This window comes from Pseudomonas azotoformans, from assembly GCF_001579805.1.
GTDB lineage: Bacteria > Pseudomonadota > Gammaproteobacteria > Pseudomonadales > Pseudomonadaceae > Aquipseudomonas > Aquipseudomonas azotoformans_A.
On record NZ_CP014546.1, the window covers coordinates 2,320,659 to 2,337,613 of the forward strand.

Consider the following 16,955-nt stretch of genomic DNA (forward strand, 5'->3'; position numbering starts at 1 on the left):
TTTTCCTGGAGTCCTTTATGAACAACAAACATGGCGTGGCGCTTGCCGTCGCCTTGAGCCTGATGCTGTCCAGCTTTGCAAGGGCCGACGAAGAAGAAGGCGAGCTTGAACTCACCGAGCAGCAGATTCAGGCCGCTGGCATTCAGGTCGCCCAGGCTCAACCGCGTTCGATCAGCACGTTGCTGGTGCTGCCGGGTGAAGTGCGCTTTGACGAAGATCGAACCTCCCACATCCTCCCGCGTACGGCGGGCGTGGTGGAGTCGGTAAAGGTCAACCTCGGCCAATCGGTGAAGAAAGGTGAGCTGTTGGCGGTGATCGCCAGCCAGCAGATTTCCGACCAGCGCAGCGAATTGGCGGCCAGCGAGAGACGGGTCGAACTGGCACGCACCACCTTCCAGCGCGAACGCCAATTGTGGCAAGACAAAATCTCCGCCGAGCAGGATTACCTGCTGGCGCGCCAGGCGCTGCAGGAAGCCGAAATCGCCCTGAACAATGCCCGCCAGAAGATGACGGCTCTCAGTGGCAGCGCCGTATGGGTGGGCGGCAATCGCTATGAGCTGCGTGCGCCGTTCGCTGGCGTGGTGGTGGAAAAACACTTGGGTGTCGGTGAAGTCGTGAGTGAGACCACCAACGCCTTCACTCTTTCGGACTTGACCCAGGTGTGGGTGACGTTCGGCGTGTTTCCCAAGGATTTGAACAAGGTGCGAGTCGGCAAGCCGGTCAAGGTCAGCTCTACGGAAATGGGCACCGAAGTGCAGGGCACTGTGGCCTATGTCGGCAGCCTGCTGGGTGAACAAACCCGTACGGCCACCGTGCGCGTGAGCGTGCCCAACCCTGACGATGCTTGGCGTCCTGGTTTGTTTGTCAGCGTGCAACTGGCCACCGACACGTTCCAGGCCAAGGTCACCGTCCCCCAGGAGGCGATCCAGACCGTCGAGGACAAACCTTCGGTGTTCATGCGCACCGAGCACGGGTTTGTCACCCGTCACCTGGAGCTTGGCGCGAGCGAAAACGGCTACGTCGAAGTACGCCAAGGTCTCGACGCCGGCGCACAGGTGGCCACCGTTGGCAGCTTCATTCTCAAGTCCGAACTGGGCAAAGGCTCGGCCGAACACGCCCATTGATCCCGCGAGTGATTCCCCATGTTTGAGCGCCTTATCCAATTTGCCATCGAGCAGCGCATCATCGTGCTGCTGGCGGTGCTGTTGATGGCCGGTGTCGGCATCGCCAGCTATCAGAAACTGCCCATCGACGCGGTGCCCGACATCACCAACGTGCAGGTGCAGATCAACTCGGCCGCGGCCGGGTATTCACCGTTGGAGACCGAGCAGCGCATCACCTTTCCCATCGAAACCGCCATGGCCGGCTTGCCGGGTTTGCAGCAGACGCGTTCGCTGTCGCGTTCCGGTTTGTCCCAGGTCACGGTGATCTTCAAGGACGGCACGGACCTGTTCTTCGCTCGCCAATTGGTCAATGAGCGCCTGCAAGTTGCCCGTGAGCAATTGCCCCTGGGCATCGAGACGGCGATGGGGCCGATTTCCACCGGGCTGGGGGAAATTTTCCTATGGACCGTCGAGGCCAAGGACGGCGCACTCAAGGACGATGGCACGCCCTACACACCAACCGATCTGCGGGTTATCCAGGACTGGATCATCAAGCCGCAACTGCGCAATGTACCGGGCGTGGCCGAGATCAACACCATCGGCGGCTTCGCCAAGGAATACCAGATTGCACCCGACCCCAAGCGCCTGGCCGCCTACAACCTGACCTTGAATGACCTGGTCACGGCGCTGGAACGCAATAACGCCAACGTCGGCGCCGGCTATATCGAGCGCAGCGGCGAGCAACTGCTGATCCGTGCGCCGGGGCAATTGGCGTCCATCGACGACATCGCCAATATCGTCATCACCAGTTCGGATGGCACGCCGATTCGCGTGCGCAATGTGGCCCAGGTCGAGATCGGCCGTGAGCTGCGTACCGGTGCCGCCACCGAAAATGGCCGCGAAGTGGTGCTGGGCACGGTATTCATGTTAATCGGCGAAAACAGCCGCAGCGTGTCCCAGGCCGTGGCGAAAAAACTTGAAGAGATCAACCGTTCGCTGCCTGAAGGCGTGGTCGCCGTCACCGTCTACGACCGCACCAACCTCGTCGAAAAAGCCATCGCCACCGTGAAGAAAAACCTCTTCGAAGGTGCGCTGCTGGTGGTCGCGGTGCTGTTCCTGTTCCTCGGTAATATCCGCGCCGCGCTGATCACCGCGATGGTGATTCCCCTGGCGATGCTGTTCACCTTTACCGGGATGTTCACCAACAAGGTCAGTGCCAATTTGATGAGTCTCGGCGCGCTGGACTTCGGCATCATCGTCGACGGCGCGGTGGTGATCGTCGAGAACGCTATCCGCCGCTTGGCTCATGCCCAGCAGCGCCATGGACGACTGCTGACCCGCAACGAGCGCCTGCACGAAGTGTTCGCCGCCGCCAAGGAAGCACGGCGGGCGCTGATCTTTGGCCAACTGATCATCATGGTGGTGTACCTGCCGATCTTCGCCCTCACCGGGGTGGCCGGGAAGATGTTTCATCCCATGGCGTTTACCGTGGTGATTGCCCTGCTGGGCGCGATGATTCTGTCGGTGACCTTTGTCCCGGCGGCGATTGCGCTGTTCGTCACCGGCAAGGTCAAGGAAGAAGAAAATATCGTCATGCGCAGCGCGCGTCGGGTCTATGCACCGGTGCTCGACTGGGTGATGGCGCGCCGTCCGCTGGTGTTCGGCCTGGCCGTGTTGACCATCGTTGCGTCAGGCGTTGTCGCCAGCCGCATGGGCAGCGAATTTATCCCCAGCCTCAGCGAAGGCGATTTTGCCCAGCAGGCCCTGCGCGTGCCCGGCACCAGCCTGACGCAGTCGGTGCAGATGCAGCAGCAACTGGAAAAAACCTTGATGGCCCAGGTGCCGGAAATCGAGCGGGTCTTCGCGCGCACTGGCACTGCGGAAATTGCTTCGGATCCGATGCCACCGAACATTTCCGACAGCTACGTGATGCTCAAACCCAAGGACCAATGGCCGGATCCCAAGAAGTCCCGCGAAACCCTGATCGCTGATATCCAGCGTGCCAGTGCGATTGTGCCGGGCAGTGCGTACGAGTTGTCGCAGCCGATCCAACTGCGTTTCAACGAGCTGATTTCCGGGGTGCGCAGCGATGTGGCGGTGAAGGTGTTCGGCGATGACATGACGGTGCTCAACAAGACCGCCGGGGAAATCGCCGAGACCCTGCAAAAGCTTAGTGGCGCCTCGGAGGTCAAGGTTGAACAAACCTCTGGCCTGCCGGTACTGACCATCAATATCGACCGCGACAAGGCCGCGCGATTTGGCCTGAACGTGGGGGATGTGCAGGACACCATCGCCGTCGCTGTCGGAGGGCGTCAGGCCGGTACGTTGTACGAAGGCGACCGGCGTTTCGACATGGTCGTGCGTTTGTCCGACGCGTTGCGCACCGATATCGACGGGCTGTCGCGGCTGTTGATACCGGTGCCGGGTAATGCGTCTGGCCAATTGGGTTTCATTGCGTTGTCCCAAGTGGCCAGCCTGGACCTGGTGCTCGGCCCGAACCAGATCAGCCGCGAGAATGGCAAGCGCCTGGTGATCGTTAGCGCCAACGTGCGGGGACGGGATATCGGTTCGTTCGTCGAGGAAGCCGAGGCGGCCATCCTCGCTCAGGTGAAAGTGCCAGCGGGCTACTGGACCACCTGGGGCGGCCAGTTCGAACAGCTGAAGGAAGCCTCCGAGCGCTTGCGCATCGTGGTGCCGGTGGCGCTGCTGCTGGTGTTTGGCTTGCTGTTCATGATGTTCAACAACCTCAAGGATGGCCTGCTGGTGTTTACCGGCATTCCATTCGCCTTGACCGGTGGGATCATGGCGTTGTGGCTGCGGGATATTCCGCTGTCGATCTCGGCGGGGGTGGGCTTTATTGCCTTGTCCGGCGTGGCGGTGTTGAACGGCCTGGTGATGATTGCGTTCATCCGCAACCTGCGCGAGGAAGGGCGCTCGTTGTCGATGGCAATCAACGAAGGCGCGCTGACCCGGCTGCGTCCGGTGTTGATGACCGCGTTGGTGGCGTCCCTCGGATTTATCCCCATGGCGCTCGCCACCGGCACCGGCGCTGAGGTGCAGCGGCCGCTGGCGACGGTGGTGATCGGCGGGATTATTTCTTCTACGTTGCTGACCTTGCTGGTGCTGCCGGCGTTGTATCAATGGGCGCATCGCAAGGACGAGGAAACACCAGGCTGAACCGTGTAAACCGGCCCGGCTGGCTGCTGACGTCGGCGTGCCCCTGATGCAGGCGCATGATCGACTGCACAATCGCCAGCCCAAGGCCGGTGCCGCCTTCGGCACGGGCGCGGCTGTTGTCGGCGCGGTAGAAACGTTCGAACAGGTGGGGCAGGTGATGGGCTTCGATACCGCGCCCTGGGTTGCCCACCGACAGCGACACGTTCTGGTCGTAGCTTTCCACCAGCAGCAACACACTGGAAGCATCGGGGGTGTGGCGAATGGCATTGGACAGCAGGTTGGAGATGGCGCGCTGGATCATCAGGCGATCCCCCATCACCCAGGCATCGCCGCGCAGGCTCAGGGTGATGTGCTTGTCTTCGGCGCTGAGGGCGAACAGCTCCATCACCCGCTGTGCTTCCTGTGCCAGCGACACCGGGGCAAAACCGGCGCGCGCGGCGGGATGGCTGACCTGAGCGAGGAACAACATGTCCGAGACAATCCGCGACAGGCGCTCCATTTCCTCGGTGCAGGATTCCAGGCTGGCTTTGTATTCCTGCGAAGGCCGCTCGCGGGACAAGGTCACCTGGGCCTTGCCCATCAGGTTGGTCAACGGCGCGCGCAGTTCGTGGGCCAGGTCGTCGGAGAACTGCGACAGTTGCTGCACCCCGGCGTCGAGGCGATGCAGCATAACGTTGATGCCCTCGGCCAATTCGCCCAGCTCCTTGGGCAGGTTGTCCAGGGACAGGCGATGGGTCAGGTCCTGGGTCGTGACCTTGGCCGCCACGCGGCTGAACTGTTGCAACGGCGCGAGCCCGCGCTGCACCAGCCACCAGGCGCCCATGCCGATCAGGATCAGCAACATCGGCAGGGCGATTACCGTGGAGCGCAGATAAGCACTGAGCAACGCTTCATCATCGGAGCGGTCCAGCGATAGCAGCACGCGGACATACTCGCCCCCTTGCAAGGGCATCAGGCGCGTCGCACTGAGGATGCGATTGCCCTGGCCATCGACCCAGTTCAAATAGGCGAGGTTTTTGCCGGTGGGCACGTCAAGCAGCAGCGGTTGCTGGGGCTTGGCGCCGACGCTGAGCAGTACCGGTGCATCGGGCCTTGCGCCGAGGATGGTCAGGTAGATGTTGTCGTGGCCCATCACCAGGTCCAGCAGTGAATGAGGACGGTTGGTGATGCGGTGTTCATCGAGGCCCTGGTTGAGGGTATGGGCCAGTTGCTCCATTTTGTTTTCCAGGCCCTTGCGCGCGAGCTTGTCCAGTTCGTGCGTCAGGGCCAGGTATGCCAGGCTCGCCAGCAGCACCACCAATCCGGCGCCCATCAGGCTGACCGTCAGCCCCAGGCGCATCGACAGGCTGCTGGTCTTCATGGGCGCGCCTCCAGCACATAACCTACACCGCGAATGGTATGGATCAACTTCACCTCGCTCTGGTCATCGACCTTGCCGCGCAGACGGCTGATGGAGACTTCCACCACATTGGTGTCGCAGTCGAAGTTCATGTCCCAGACCAGCGAGATGATCTGCGTGCGGGTCATCACTTCGCCGGCCTGGCGCATCAGTACGTGCAACAGGGCGAATTCCTTGGTGGTCAGGTCAATCCGACGATTGCCGCGATAGGCACGGTGTCGGCGGGGGTCCAGTTCCAGGTCCGAGACGCGCAGCACGTCTGGCAGCGGGATGTGCTCGCTGCGCCGCAACAAAGTGCGCACACGGGCCAGCAGCTCGGGAAATTCGAAGGGCTTGACCAGGTAATCATCGGCGCCCATGTCCAGTCCCTTGATCTTGTCGGCCAGCCGGCCGCGCGCGGTGAGCATCATTACGCGCTGGTTGCCGTCGCGGCGCAGTTGTTCCAGCACTTCCCAGCCGTCGGTGTTGGGCAAGTTGACGTCGAGGATCACCAATTCATAGCTGTGTTGCCTGGCCAGGTGCAGGCCATCAATGCCGCTGGCGGCGCAATCGACCACATAACCGCTTTCGGTCAGGCCTTGCTGCAGGTAGTCGGCGGTTTTTTGTTCGTCCTCAACCACAAGGATACGCATGGGGGTTACCTTCAAAGAAAACGAAAAGGGGCATGGCCTCATGGCGAGGCTGAGTAGGCTGTAGGAAAACTCTGAAGCGTGAAGTAGCTTTAGGGTCAAGCCGCGTCAGGCGGGTGCGACGATTCGTCACTGACCCAGCACACAAAAAAAACGCCCCAATCGGGGCGCAAAAAGTTCATCTCTGTTCCAAAGGAGCTACACAAAAGCCGCAGAGATGAGTTGTGTTCGATGTGCAGTGTAAAAAGTGCAACTTAACGGGAGGGTGAGGCCAATATTACAGTTCTGACAGACTTCAACTTGTGAACAGATGTAGCGCATCGGCAAGTGAATGTAATTGGCCTCGCTTAAAGCACGGCAATGGGATACTCGACAATCAAGCGAACTTCTTCCAGGTCCGATTCAAATGCACTTGAGCGCACTGTCGCCTGGCGCAGTCGCAGCGATAAGTCCTTCAAGCGGCCACCTTGCACCACATATTTGGCCTCGATGTCCCGCTCCCAGCGGCGTTGATCGGTGAGCGGGTTGCCGGCCGCGTCACGGCGCATGTACACCGCGTTGGCGTTGCTGTAGTCAGCGCCGGTGCCTTTGCCGTAGCGGGTCATGAACGACAAACCAGGAATGCCGAACGCCTGCATGTCCAGGTCGTAGCGCAGCATCCACGAGCGTTCCTTGGGCGAGTTGAAGTCGCTGTACTGGATCGAGTTGTTGAGGAAGATCGAGTCGGACTGGCGCAGGTAATCGAAGTCGTCATCGCCATTGTTGCGTTGGTGCGAGACGGCTAGGCTGTGGGCGCCGACCTTGACCCCGAGCCTGGCGCTCCAGATGTTGTTGTCGAATTCGCCCAGCAGCTTTTTACCTTCGTCCACAGCCTTGTAGTAGTTGAAGTCGCCGAACAGCGAGACGTCTTCGCCCAGTGGATAGTTGCCGGCGGTGCCGAAGTAGTATTGGTCCCAGGCGTCTTTCAAGCGGCTGCTGTAGAGGCTGACGCTGAGGTTTTTGTTGACGGTGTAGTCGCCGCCGAAATAGCCGATCCAGGGCGAGTCGACCGGGCCTGCGTAGAAGGTGGCAAAGCCCTTGTCCATGCCGCTTTGCGTCGGCTGGCTCATGCCGCTCAAGCGCCCACCCTGCAAACTCAGGCCCTCAAGGCTGGTGTTTTGCGCGGTGACGCCGCGAAAGCTTTCCGGCAAAACACGTGAATCTCCGTAAGCCACGACCGGGGTCAGCGGGAATACATCGCCGGCCTTGATCACGGTATCCAGCACACGCAATTTCGCGGCGCCACCGAATTTGCTGTAGCTGTCTTCCGGGCGGTTATCGCTGTCCACCGGCAATACGCCGAACGAGCCTTTGCCACCGCTGCGGCCGGTGCCCGAATCCAGCTTCACGCCGACCATGGCGAATGCGTCCAGGCCAAACCCCACGGTGCCCTGGGTAAAACCGGATTCGAAGCGCCCAATCAATCCCTGCGCCCAGGCTTCTGAGTAGCCGTTGCCGGTGGGGCTGGACTGGCCCTTGCGATCATCGCGGTTGAAGTAGAAATTACGTGCCAGCACGTTGAAGCTGCTGCCTTCGATAAACCCCTCGGGTTTCTCTTGCGCCGCCACGGCGGCCAAGGGCAAGGCGGCGCACAGTGAAAGGGGAAGGCTGTAGTGACGGATACGCATGGTTCGCTCCTAAGTAATGGCAGTTTTCAGCTTCTTATGGGAGTGGGCGTTCTTATTGATCTGGCCCGGGCTGATAGTTGCAAACCGTGGATAACGAAGAAGTGGCGTGAAGATTACAATTCTGGAAGCTCGCCGTTATCTAACAAATAAGTAATGTTCTGGTGAAGATTGCGTCAGGGTCAGTTGGTTAGTCTCGGCACTGAACTTTTCAACCGAGGAACTAACCATGAACTTTTATAAAATCGCGCTGGGCGTGTTAACGGCAGTTTTATCGTTCGGTGCATTGGCTGAAGGCGGGGGCGATCGTACGTTCGCGCTGATGATGGAGCGCAATCAGAAAGCCATGGCCGACTATGCCGCCAAAAAGGGCAAGCCGGCGCCCGAGGTGCAGGCGTACCGCTATGGCATGAAGCTGGACATCGCCAAGGTGGTCAACGTCACGCCGCCGATCCGTTCGTGCAACCCGGTGCCGTCGCGCATGACCTACGAAGACTCCAGCGGCAAGCTCAATACCCTTGAGTACCAAGTGATGGGCGTGTGCCGAAACAATGGCAGTTGATGGATCCAAAAATATTGTTGGACCTGAGGCTAAAGCCCTCTTCAGAAAACGCCGACAGCGCCGATGCAGGTCAGATCACTCTCCCCATTTGACCATCGGTGCCCCATGTTCAACACCCGTTTGAAGCAGGAGCTGTCGGCTCTTCGCGAAGAATTGTCCAGCTTGAATCAGGTCAAGGAGAGCCTGGAAAGCGAAATGCTGTGCCTGACGCTGGACGCCGAAGGCCGGGTGGAGTGGGCCAATGCCAACTTCCTGCAAGAGTTGGCCTATCAGAGCGGCCAACTGCTGGGGCGAAAGATCGAAGATCTGGAGCCGGTCCATGTGCGTCGGGATGAATTCCAACAGCGCTTCAAGAACGCCCTGGTGCGCGGCGAGCACTTCGCCGGCACCGTGCGCCTGATGCGTGGCAACGGCCAGGAAGCCTGGCTGCGTTCGATTGTGCAGCCGGTGCGCAGCTCAGATGGGCGCATCAAGCATTTTTCGATTTACTCCAGCGACCTCACCCGCACCATCGAGGCTTCTCGCGAGCACGAAAACCTGATCACTGCGCTGGTGCGTTCCACCGCCGTGATCGAGTTCGACCTCGGTGGCCACGTGCTGACCGCGAACGACCGGTTCCTGGGTGGCATGGGTTACAGCTTGGCGCAGATCCAGGGCAAACATCACCGCATGTTCTGCGAGCCGGAGGAATACAACAGCACCGAGTACCAGGACTTCTGGAAACGCCTGAACGCCGGTGAGTTTGTCGCGGCGCGCTTCAAGCGTGTCGACAGTCATGGCCGTGTGGTGTGGCTGGAGGCGACGTACAACCCGGTGCTGGACGCCACCGACCGGCTGTACAAAGTGGTCAAGTTCGCCACGGTGATCACCGATCAGGTCAATCAGGAACAGGCGGTGGCCGAGGCCGCGAACATTGCCTACAGCACTTCGCTGCAAACCGATAACAGCGCCCAACGCGGCACTACCGTGGTGACCCAGGCGGTGGATGTGATGCGCGACCTGGCCAAGCACATGCAACAGGCTGGCGAGGGCATTGAGGCGCTGAACGCTCAATCCCAGGTGATCGGGACCATCGTCAAGACCATCAGCGGCATTGCCGAGCAGACCAACTTGCTGGCGCTCAACGCGGCCATTGAAGCGGCGCGTGCAGGCGAGCAGGGGCGTGGTTTTGCGGTGGTGGCCGATGAAGTGCGGCAGTTGGCCTCGCGTACCAGCAAGGCGACCGAGGAGATTGTCGGCGTGGTGCGTCAGAACCAGGACATGGCGCGCGATGCTGTGAGCCTGATGACTGAGGGTCGCCTGCAAGCCGAGCAAGGCCTGGCCCTGGCGGCCGAGGCGGGCACGGTGATCGTGGAGATCCAGGACGGCGCGCAAAAGGTGGTCAGTGCGGTAGGGCAGTTCGCCAACCAACTGTCGAGTTGAGCCTGGGGCTTCAGGTATCGTAGGCGCTTTCTTGCATGAAGAGCCGACCGTCCATGAGCCCTACCCACCGTCGCCCCGTTCCGCTGTCCAAGGCCTATCGTTTGCTCAACCACGGCCCGACCGTGCTGGTGAGCGCCGCGCACAACGGCCAACGCAACATCATGGCGGCTGCCTGGGCCATGCCGCTGGATTTCGAACCGCCGAAAGTCGCCGTGGTGCTGGACAAGGCTACCTGGACCCGCCAACTGCTCGAAAGCGCTGGCACCTTTGTGCTCCAGGTGCCTTGCGTGGCCCAGGCCGATCTTGTGCAAACCGTGGGTAACACCACCGGCGCCGACACTGACAAATTTGCCGCCTACGGCTTGCAGACGTTCAAGGGTGAACACACCGAAGCGCCGTTGCTGGAAGGTTGTGTGGCCTGGCTTGAGTGCCGTCTGCTGCCCGAGCCTCACAATCAGCAGACCTACGATCTGTTCCTCGGTGAAGTGGTGGCGGCCTATGCCGACGCGCGCGTATTCAGCGACGGCCGCTGGCATTTTGAAGGCCATGATGAACTGCGCACCTTGCACCATGTGGCGGGCGGGCATTTCCTTACCATCGGCCAGCCGATTGATGGGCGTCAGCTCTAAGCCTTACCAGCGTGCGTTTGCCAGTGCTTCGGCAAACGCCATCAACTTCGGGGAATACTGCCGGGACGGCGGATAGACCAGCGAGATCGCTCGACTGCGCCCGGCGACGTCTTCCAGCACCGGAACCAGGCGCCCGGCCGCGAGGTCGTCGCGCACGGCAAAGTCCATTACCTGGGCAACGCCAAAACCACCCACGGCGCCGTCCACCAGCGCATCGCCGATATCGAAGATCAGCCGCCCTTCGACGCTGACATCCTGCACCCTGCCGTCGATCATGAACTGCCAATCCACCAGGCGGCCGCTGCGTAGATTGCGTACGGTGAGGCAGTTGTGGTGCTTGAGGTCATCGACGCAGTGCGGAGTGCCGAAACGTGCGAGATAAGCGGGTGCGGCGACCGTGACCCAACGCAGTGGCGGTAGGGCGCGGGCGATCAGGCGCTGGTCCTGGATCTCGCCGGTACGCAGCAAGGCATCGAAACCTTCATCGACGATATCCACCAGGCGATCGGTCATCACTGCCTCGATGCGTAGCTCGGGGTAACGCAGGGTCAATTCGCCGATCACCGGCATCACCACTTTGCGTCCGAACAGCGACGGCGTGCTGATCTTCAACAGGCCGGACGGGTTGCTGCGTCGGTCGAGCATCAGTTTTTCGGCTTCGGCCAGTTCCGCCAGCAACGGTGCACTGCGCTCGTACAACATCTGCCCGTCGGGGGTGAGGCTGACGCTGCGCGTGTTGCGTTGCAGCAGGCGAACCCCCAGCTCGCTTTCCAGGCGCGAAATGGCGCGGGACAGACCGGACTGGGTCAGCCCCAGGTCACCGGCAGCGCGGGTGAAACTGCGGGTTTCGGCCACGCGGACCAGCAGGCGAACAGCGTTCAGATCCATGATTAAAGTCATTACTGAAAGAGTGATAGCGGTATTTATCATCGATCAGGCATGAAAGAAACTGATGCTCTCTTATTTTCGGACAGGACGCTGTGATGTCTCCTTCTCGACCCTCAGGCTGGATGCTGACGTTGCTGGCCACCGCGCAATTGATCATCGCGCTGGACGCCACCATCGTGTTTGTTGCCCTGCCGCAGATCGGCATGCACCTGGATTTTTCCGCCCAACAACTGCAGTGGGTGGTCAGCGCCTACAGCGTGGCATTTGGCGGGTTCTTGCTGTTGGGTGGCAGGGCCACCGATTTGCTCGGCAAACGACGTTTGTACCGGGTGGGGCAGTCGCTCTACGCCCTGGCCTCCCTGGCGGCTGTGCTGGGTGGCAGCGCGACATTGCTGGTACTGGCGCGGGCGGTGCAGGGTGTGGGCGGCGCGATGCTGTTCCCGGCCACGCTCGCGCTGATCAACACCCACTACGCCGAAGGGCCGGCGCGCAACCGTGCGTTTGCCGTGTGGAGTGCGGCGTCGGCGGCCGGGCTGGCGTTGGGCGCGTTGCTGGGCGGCGTGCTGACCCAGGTGTGGGGCTGGGAAGCGGTATTTCTGGTGAACGTGCCTCTGGCGGGCGGCTGTGCGTGGGCGGCGCGGTACTGGATCCCCGCTGATGGTGAGCGTGCGGGTGGACGCAACTTTGATATCAGCGGCGCGTTGACTGTGACCGTCGGCGGTACCTTGCTGGTGTTCTCGTTGGTACAAGGCCCGGAATGGGGCTGGACGGCACCGTCCACCCTCGGCTGCCTGGTCTTGGCATTGGCACTGCTCGGGCTGTTCGCCTGGATCGAGCACCGAGGCCGCGACCCGCTGATGCCGCTGCGCCTGCTTGCTTACCGCGAACTGCGCATGGCCATGGTGCTGACGGCGGTGTTCATGAGCAGTTTTGGCGTGCAGTACTACTTCCTCGCGTTGTACTACCAGCAGGTCTACGGCTACAGCGTATTGCAGGCGGGGCTGGCGTTCTTGCCGGCGACGTTGGTGTGTACGTTCGGCATCTGGTTGGCAGAGCGCTCGCTGGTTCGGCTGGGTTTGCGCAACACCTTGGTCTGCGGGCAACTGGCGGGGGCGGTGGGCATTGCGCTGGTGGTATGGGCGCTGCCGACCGGCGTGGGGTTCTGGTCGTTACTGCCGGGGATTTTCATCCTGAGTGTCGGGCAAGGCATGACCTGGACCGCGATGTGGGTGGCGGCGGGCCTGGGTATCCGGCAAGGGGAGCAGGGCGTGGCGGCGGGGATGGCGTCCACCAGCCAGCAGATAGGCGGGGCGTTGGGGTTGGCGGTGCTGGTGTCGGTAGCGAGCGCCGGTGGCATCGAGCAGGCGTTGTGGTGGAGCGCGGCGATCGCCCTGGCAGGCGCGGTGTTGGCACTGTGTCTCAGGCAACCGGCCGGGTTATCTGTTCTGGAAACGGTCTGACATTTTTACCCAGCGCGACGGTGGCATGCCGTAGGTGCTGCGAAATTGCCGGGTCATGTGACTCTGGTCGGTGAAACCGGCGGTCATTGCCGCGTCGACCAGCGATTGGCCTTGGGCCAATAGGCTGCGCACCAAGTCCAACCGACGCATGGTCAGGTAGCGGTAGGGGCTGGTGCCGAACAGCAATCGAAAATCCCGCGACAGCGCCCAGCGGTCGCGACCGGCATGGTCGGCCATCTCATCCAGGGTTATGCTGCGGCCCAGGGCGCCGTGGATAAATTCCCGGGCACGCTCGGCGGCCACGTAGTCGAACGTCTTGCGGCTGATGATCCCGCCCGAGACGTTGCTCAAGGCGTGGGCCAGGTCGAACAGGGCGTCCTGTTCCTGCAACGGGTCGATGGGGTTATCCAGGTTCTGCAGCAACACTTCGCTGGCGCGAAACAGCCGTAGGTCGGTGGACAAACCATTGGGGATAAACGGCAGTGGCTTGCCGCCGAGGATCTGTTGGATCAGCGACGGCTCGACATAAATCATCCGGTACTTGAAGCCCTCATCACTGCCTGCGTGACCGTCGTGGGTCTCATCGGGGTGCAGCACCATGGTGGTGCCGGGCAGGCTGTGGACCATGTCTCCACGATAGTGAAAGCTTTGCACGCCGGTCAATGTACGCCCGATGGCGTAGGTGTCATGGCGATGCGGGTCGAAGGCAAAGCCGGCAAAGTACGCCTCGATACGGTCCAGGCCACTGGCATGCGGGGCGCGGTGCAGCCAGTCGAGAGTGGCGGTGGGTTTGCCCATGGTGGTGTGTCACAAAAAAGAGAGGGAAGTACGTTAACCCAGTCTGGCGCGGGTTGTCTGCCGAGTCTTGAATGATCGTGCGGGTTTCTGCTTGTGAGCGTCAAAGGGTTGGATTTGTATTGTTTTATAATGAATTATTATTGTTTTACGATAATTTTGTGGTTATCTTGCCTCGACATTCCTTCAGAGAGGCCTTTCATGAATACCCAACGTCTTGCTCAACTCAGCCAGCGTATGTCGATGATCACCCTGCTGCTGATCATCAGCATGTTGGTGCTCAACGCGGCTGTCTGGCTGTTTCCGGTATTGAGTTCTTCGGCCGACGGGCTTGGGTTTGGCTTCGCGCTGAGCGATCGCCAGATTCAAGGGCGTGCCGAGCAGGTGGCGTTGTTTCCCTTCTGGCAGATCCTGGGGGGGATCGTGTTGTCCAGTGTTCCCTTGATGGCACTGGCGTCCGGTCTGAATCACCTGCGCAAGCTGTTCAAGAATTATGCGCGAGGCGAGTATTTCTCCAGTGCGGCAGCGTTGCATCTGGGTCAGGTTGGCAAAGCAGTGGCGATCTGGGTGTTGCTGGATTTCTTATGTGAGCCACTATTGAGCGTCTGGGTGACCATGAACGAGCCGGTCGGCCAGCGGATGATCAGCCTGAGCGTGACGGCGCCCAGCTTTGTTGCCCTGTTTCTGGCTGCCTGTATTGCGGTAATCGCGCGTATCCTGTTGCAGGCCAGTGAAGTGGATTCTGAAAACCGTACTTTTGTTTGAGATCGACATGCCCATTGTGATTGAGTTGGATGTCATGCTTGCCCGGCGCAAGGTCAAGTCCAAGGACCTGGCGGCGGCCATCGGGATTACTGAACAGAACCTTTCCTTGCTCAAGCAGGGCAAGGTCAAAGGCATCAGGCTCGGGACGCTGGATGCCATCTGTACTTACCTGGATTGTCAGCCCGGTGACTTGCTGGTTCATACGCCAGAGCCGGTTGCCGACCAGTAGAGCCTTATCAACACTGCGAAGAAGGATCATTCGATGCTGCTTTCCAACCTGCCATACGCTGCGCCGTTGTTGTCATTGGCCCTGCTCTGGACGGTCGCGGTGGTGACACCGGGCCCCAACTTTTTCAACACCGCACAACTGGCGGCCAGTTGCTCACGTCGCCATGGCGTGGTGGCATCGGCCGGAGTGGCCACCGGAACTGTCATGTGGGGGCTCGCGGGCGGCTTGGGCATCAAGTCGCTGTTTACCGCCGCGCCCATGCTGTACATGGCGTTCAAGATCATCGGCGGTTGCTACCTGATTTATCTCGGCCTGAAACTGTTCAAACGCTCGGCACCCGCCATGAGCCAGAGTGTGCTGCCGGACGAGGCGCGTCGTTCGCTGTTCTCCGCTTGGCGCCTGGGGTTGCTGGGCAACTTGTCCAACCCCAAGGCGGCTCTGTTTGTGGCGACCATCTTCGCGTCCACCATGCCACCGTCTCCCTCGCCGATGCTGCTGACCCTGGCGGTCATGACCATGGCCACCTTGTCGTTCAGCTGGTATTCCTGCGTGGCCCTGGTGTTTTCCAGTGAGCGCATGGCCGACCTTTACAGCCGCTCGCGCAAGTGGCTAGACCGCTTTGCCGGTGGCTGCTACCTGCTGTTCGGTGCACATCTGGTAGCGAATCGCTGACCGCCCGTGGTAAGAAGCCTTACTTTCAACAGTGAGGCCGGGTCATGAGCAAGGTGCGGGTAGGTATTATTTTTGGTGGCCGGTCGGCCGAGCACGAAGTCTCGTTGCAATCGGCGCGCAACATTGTTGACGCGCTGGACCGCTCCCGTTTCGAGCCGGTGTTGATCGGTATCGACAAGGCCGGCCATTGGCACCTCAACGATACGTCGAACTTCCTGCTCAACCAGGAAAACCCGGCCCTGATCGCCCTCAACCAGTCCAACCGCGAGCTGGCGGTGGTGCCCGGCAAGGCCAGCCAGCAACTGGTGGAGACCTCGGGTTCGGGCCTGCTGGAACATGTGGATGTGATTTTCCCCATCGTCCACGGCACCCTCGGCGAAGACGGTTGCCTGCAAGGCTTGCTGCGCATGGCGGACCTGCCTTTTGTCGGTTCCGACGTACTCGGCTCGGCGGTGTGCATGGACAAGGACATCAGCAAGCGCCTGCTGCGCGATGCCGGCATTGCCGTCACCCCGTTCATCACCCTGACCCGCAGCAACGCGGCGCGCACTTCGTTCGAGGCTGCGGTGAACAAGCTCGGCCTGCCGATGTTCGTCAAACCCGCGAACCAGGGTTCTTCGGTAGGTGTGAGTAAAGTAGGCGACGAAGCCGAGTACTTCGCCGCCGTCGAACTGGCCCTTGGTTTTGATGAAAAGGTGTTGGTTGAATCCGCCGTAAAAGGCCGTGAAATCGAATGCGCCGTGCTCGGCAACGAAAACCCCATCGCCAGCGGTTGTGGCGAGATCGTGGTGAGCAGCGGTTTCTATTCCTACGACAGCAAATACATCGACGACCAGGCGGCCCAGGTAGTGGTGCCCGCCGACATCAGCCTGGAAGCCAGCGAGCGCATTCGCGGGTTGGCCATCGAGGCGTTCGAGGTGCTGGGCTGTTCCGGTCTGGCACGGGTCGACGTGTTCCTCACGGACGAGGGTGAAGTGCTGATCAACGAAATCAACTCACTGCCCGGCTTCACCCGCATCAGCATGTACCCCAAGCTGTGGCAGGCGGCGGGGATGAGCTACAGCGAACTGGTGAGCCGGCTGATCGAGTTGGCGTTGGAGCGGCATGCGGGGCGTAAGGCGCTCAAGATCAGCCGGTAGTCACTGCCCAGGACTGGGTAACGCTATCAGGCGTTACTGAGGACTTCCCGAAACACGTCCGGTCTGATCGCTGCAATATGCAGCAGCGATCGAGCTGCGCCAGAAGGCGATCGGCGGCCTTGCTCCCACTCTTGGAGGGTTCTTACCGAAACCCCCAAAAGCTCAGCAAACTTGGGTTGCGACAACCCTGTCTTACTTCTTGCTTCGGCCGCTTGAGTGACCTCTACCTGGTGTACTGCACCGTATCGCCCCGCTTTGACATCCTGAACAGCCGCCAGTAATTCTTCGCCGATATTGCGCTTGGCGTCACGTTCCTTCAGCTGTTTCTCAGTGAGTGGCATGGTTCATTTCCTTCGCGATTTTGTACAGGGTGTGCGCTGGAATGCTTTCGGTTGCATTCTTGCCATAAATCAGTAGTGCAA

The 16,955-nt window shown here is 60.8% G+C and carries 15 protein-coding genes and 2 pseudogenes; 11 read left to right on the top strand and 6 right to left on the bottom strand.

The window, feature by feature from the left end:
* Positions 1–17 precede the first annotated feature (17 nt).
* Both AYR47_RS10700 and AYR47_RS10705 read left to right on the top strand, forming a co-directional pair.
* Entirely contained in the window at positions 18–1,124 is a 1,107-nt protein-coding gene (locus AYR47_RS10700) for an efflux RND transporter periplasmic adaptor subunit (RefSeq protein WP_061435193.1), read from the top strand.
* A gap of 18 nt (positions 1,125–1,142) precedes the next feature.
* On the top strand, positions 1,143–4,280 hold the full coding sequence (locus tag AYR47_RS10705) for a CusA/CzcA family heavy metal efflux RND transporter (RefSeq protein ID WP_061435194.1): 3,138 nt from the start codon (positions 1,143–1,145) through the stop codon (positions 4,278–4,280).
* On the opposite strand, the gene AYR47_RS10710 is transcribed toward AYR47_RS10705, so the two are convergent.
* The 3 genes from AYR47_RS10710 to AYR47_RS10720 form a co-directional block, all read right to left on the bottom strand.
* A complete protein-coding gene (locus AYR47_RS10710; protein WP_061435196.1) occupies positions 4,204–5,640 on the bottom strand; it encodes a heavy metal sensor histidine kinase in 1,437 nt (478 codons plus the stop codon). The genes AYR47_RS10705 and AYR47_RS10710 overlap by 77 nt on opposite strands.
* On the bottom strand, positions 5,637–6,311 hold the full coding sequence (locus tag AYR47_RS10715) for a heavy metal response regulator transcription factor (protein WP_028618699.1): 675 nt from the start codon (positions 6,309–6,311) through the stop codon (positions 5,637–5,639). The genes AYR47_RS10710 and AYR47_RS10715 overlap by 4 nt, the downstream gene beginning before the upstream one ends.
* A 344-nt stretch (positions 6,312–6,655) precedes the next feature.
* Positions 6,656–7,975: an OprD family porin gene (locus AYR47_RS10720; RefSeq protein WP_061435198.1), complete on the bottom strand. Its 1,320-nt coding sequence runs from the start codon at positions 7,973–7,975 to the stop codon at positions 6,656–6,658.
* A 226-nt stretch (positions 7,976–8,201) separates the two neighbouring features.
* On the opposite strand from AYR47_RS10720, the gene AYR47_RS10725 reads away from it, so the two are divergent.
* From AYR47_RS10725 to AYR47_RS10735, 4 genes and pseudogenes are all read left to right on the top strand, one after another.
* Positions 8,202–8,534: a DUF2790 domain-containing protein gene (locus AYR47_RS10725; protein WP_033898422.1), complete on the top strand. Its 333-nt coding sequence runs from the start codon at positions 8,202–8,204 to the stop codon at positions 8,532–8,534.
* Between the two features lie 195 nt (positions 8,535–8,729).
* Positions 8,730–9,368, top strand: a pseudogene (locus AYR47_RS33370) (PAS domain-containing protein); the annotation flags it as partial.
* A gap of 156 nt (positions 9,369–9,524) precedes the next feature.
* Positions 9,525–9,956, top strand: a pseudogene (locus AYR47_RS33375) (methyl-accepting chemotaxis protein); the annotation flags it as partial.
* Positions 9,957–10,009: 53 nt separating this feature from the next.
* Positions 10,010–10,585, top strand: a complete 576-nt coding sequence (locus tag AYR47_RS10735) for a flavin reductase family protein (protein ID WP_061435205.1) — start codon at positions 10,010–10,012, stop codon at positions 10,583–10,585.
* 3 nt (positions 10,586–10,588) lie between these two features.
* Here the strand turns inward: AYR47_RS10735 and AYR47_RS10740 are convergent, their stop codons facing one another.
* Positions 10,589–11,473: a LysR family transcriptional regulator gene (locus AYR47_RS10740; RefSeq protein ID WP_061435207.1), complete on the bottom strand. Its 885-nt coding sequence runs from the start codon at positions 11,471–11,473 to the stop codon at positions 10,589–10,591.
* 122 nt (positions 11,474–11,595) lie between these two features.
* Between AYR47_RS10740 and AYR47_RS10745 the strand changes: the two genes are divergently transcribed.
* The gene (locus AYR47_RS10745; RefSeq protein WP_156487849.1) at positions 11,596–12,933 is read left to right on the top strand and encodes an MFS transporter; all 1,338 of its coding nucleotides are present in this window, start codon (positions 11,596–11,598) and stop codon (positions 12,931–12,933) included.
* On the opposite strand, the gene AYR47_RS10750 is transcribed toward AYR47_RS10745, so the two are convergent.
* Positions 12,910–13,731 carry an AraC family transcriptional regulator gene (locus AYR47_RS10750; RefSeq protein WP_033898427.1) on the bottom strand — a complete coding sequence of 274 codons (822 nt, stop codon included), beginning with the start codon at positions 13,729–13,731 and terminating at the stop codon, positions 12,910–12,912. The genes AYR47_RS10745 and AYR47_RS10750 overlap by 24 nt on opposite strands.
* A gap of 198 nt (positions 13,732–13,929) precedes the next feature.
* Here AYR47_RS10750 and AYR47_RS10755 point away from each other — a divergent pair, with 198 nt between their 5' ends.
* From AYR47_RS10755 to ddlA, 4 genes are read left to right on the top strand one after another with little or no spacing between them, the layout of a single operon-like run.
* Complete coding sequence (locus tag AYR47_RS10755; RefSeq protein WP_061435211.1) at positions 13,930–14,493, top strand: DUF2975 domain-containing protein; 564 nt, start codon at positions 13,930–13,932, stop codon at positions 14,491–14,493.
* Between the two features lie 7 nt (positions 14,494–14,500).
* Complete coding sequence (locus AYR47_RS10760) at positions 14,501–14,722, top strand: helix-turn-helix domain-containing protein (RefSeq protein ID WP_033898429.1); 222 nt, start codon at positions 14,501–14,503, stop codon at positions 14,720–14,722.
* A 33-nt stretch (positions 14,723–14,755) separates the two neighbouring features.
* Complete coding sequence (locus AYR47_RS10765; RefSeq protein WP_038842764.1) at positions 14,756–15,394, top strand: LysE family transporter; 639 nt, start codon at positions 14,756–14,758, stop codon at positions 15,392–15,394.
* 44 nt (positions 15,395–15,438) lie between these two features.
* Positions 15,439–16,533, top strand: coding sequence for a D-alanine--D-alanine ligase (ddlA, locus tag AYR47_RS10770; RefSeq protein ID WP_061435213.1), 1,095 nt, complete (start codon positions 15,439–15,441; stop codon positions 16,531–16,533).
* A 26-nt stretch (positions 16,534–16,559) separates the two neighbouring features.
* Here the strand turns inward: ddlA and AYR47_RS10775 are convergent, their stop codons facing one another.
* Positions 16,560–16,874: a helix-turn-helix domain-containing protein gene (locus AYR47_RS10775; RefSeq protein WP_061435214.1), complete on the bottom strand. Its 315-nt coding sequence runs from the start codon at positions 16,872–16,874 to the stop codon at positions 16,560–16,562.
* Positions 16,875–16,955 lie beyond the last annotated feature (81 nt).

Bases quoted from the DNA above. Each gene is read 5' to 3' on its own strand.
- AYR47_RS10700 (WP_061435193.1), top strand. From the start codon at position 18: ATGAACAACAAACATGGCGTGGCGCTTGCCGTCGCCTTGAGCCTGATG.
- AYR47_RS10705 (WP_061435194.1), top strand. From the start codon at position 1,143: ATGTTTGAGCGCCTTATCCAATTTGCCATCGAGCAGCGCATCATCGTG.
- AYR47_RS10710 (WP_061435196.1), bottom strand. From the start codon at position 5,640: ATGAAGACCAGCAGCCTGTCGATGCGCCTGGGGCTGACGGTCAGCCTG.
- AYR47_RS10715 (WP_028618699.1), bottom strand. From the start codon at position 6,311: ATGCGTATCCTTGTGGTTGAGGACGAACAAAAAACCGCCGACTACCTG.
- AYR47_RS10720 (WP_061435198.1), bottom strand. From the start codon at position 7,975: ATGCGTATCCGTCACTACAGCCTTCCCCTTTCACTGTGCGCCGCCTTG.
- AYR47_RS10725 (WP_033898422.1), top strand. From the start codon at position 8,202: ATGAACTTTTATAAAATCGCGCTGGGCGTGTTAACGGCAGTTTTATCG.
- AYR47_RS10735 (WP_061435205.1), top strand. From the start codon at position 10,010: ATGAGCCCTACCCACCGTCGCCCCGTTCCGCTGTCCAAGGCCTATCGT.
- AYR47_RS10740 (WP_061435207.1), bottom strand. From the start codon at position 11,473: ATGGATCTGAACGCTGTTCGCCTGCTGGTCCGCGTGGCCGAAACCCGC.
- AYR47_RS10745 (WP_156487849.1), top strand. From the start codon at position 11,596: ATGCTGACGTTGCTGGCCACCGCGCAATTGATCATCGCGCTGGACGCC.
- AYR47_RS10750 (WP_033898427.1), bottom strand. From the start codon at position 13,731: ATGGGCAAACCCACCGCCACTCTCGACTGGCTGCACCGCGCCCCGCAT.
- AYR47_RS10755 (WP_061435211.1), top strand. From the start codon at position 13,930: ATGAATACCCAACGTCTTGCTCAACTCAGCCAGCGTATGTCGATGATC.
- AYR47_RS10760 (WP_033898429.1), top strand. From the start codon at position 14,501: ATGCCCATTGTGATTGAGTTGGATGTCATGCTTGCCCGGCGCAAGGTC.
- AYR47_RS10765 (WP_038842764.1), top strand. From the start codon at position 14,756: ATGCTGCTTTCCAACCTGCCATACGCTGCGCCGTTGTTGTCATTGGCC.
- ddlA (WP_061435213.1), top strand. From the start codon at position 15,439: ATGAGCAAGGTGCGGGTAGGTATTATTTTTGGTGGCCGGTCGGCCGAG.
- AYR47_RS10775 (WP_061435214.1), bottom strand. From the start codon at position 16,874: ATGCCACTCACTGAGAAACAGCTGAAGGAACGTGACGCCAAGCGCAAT.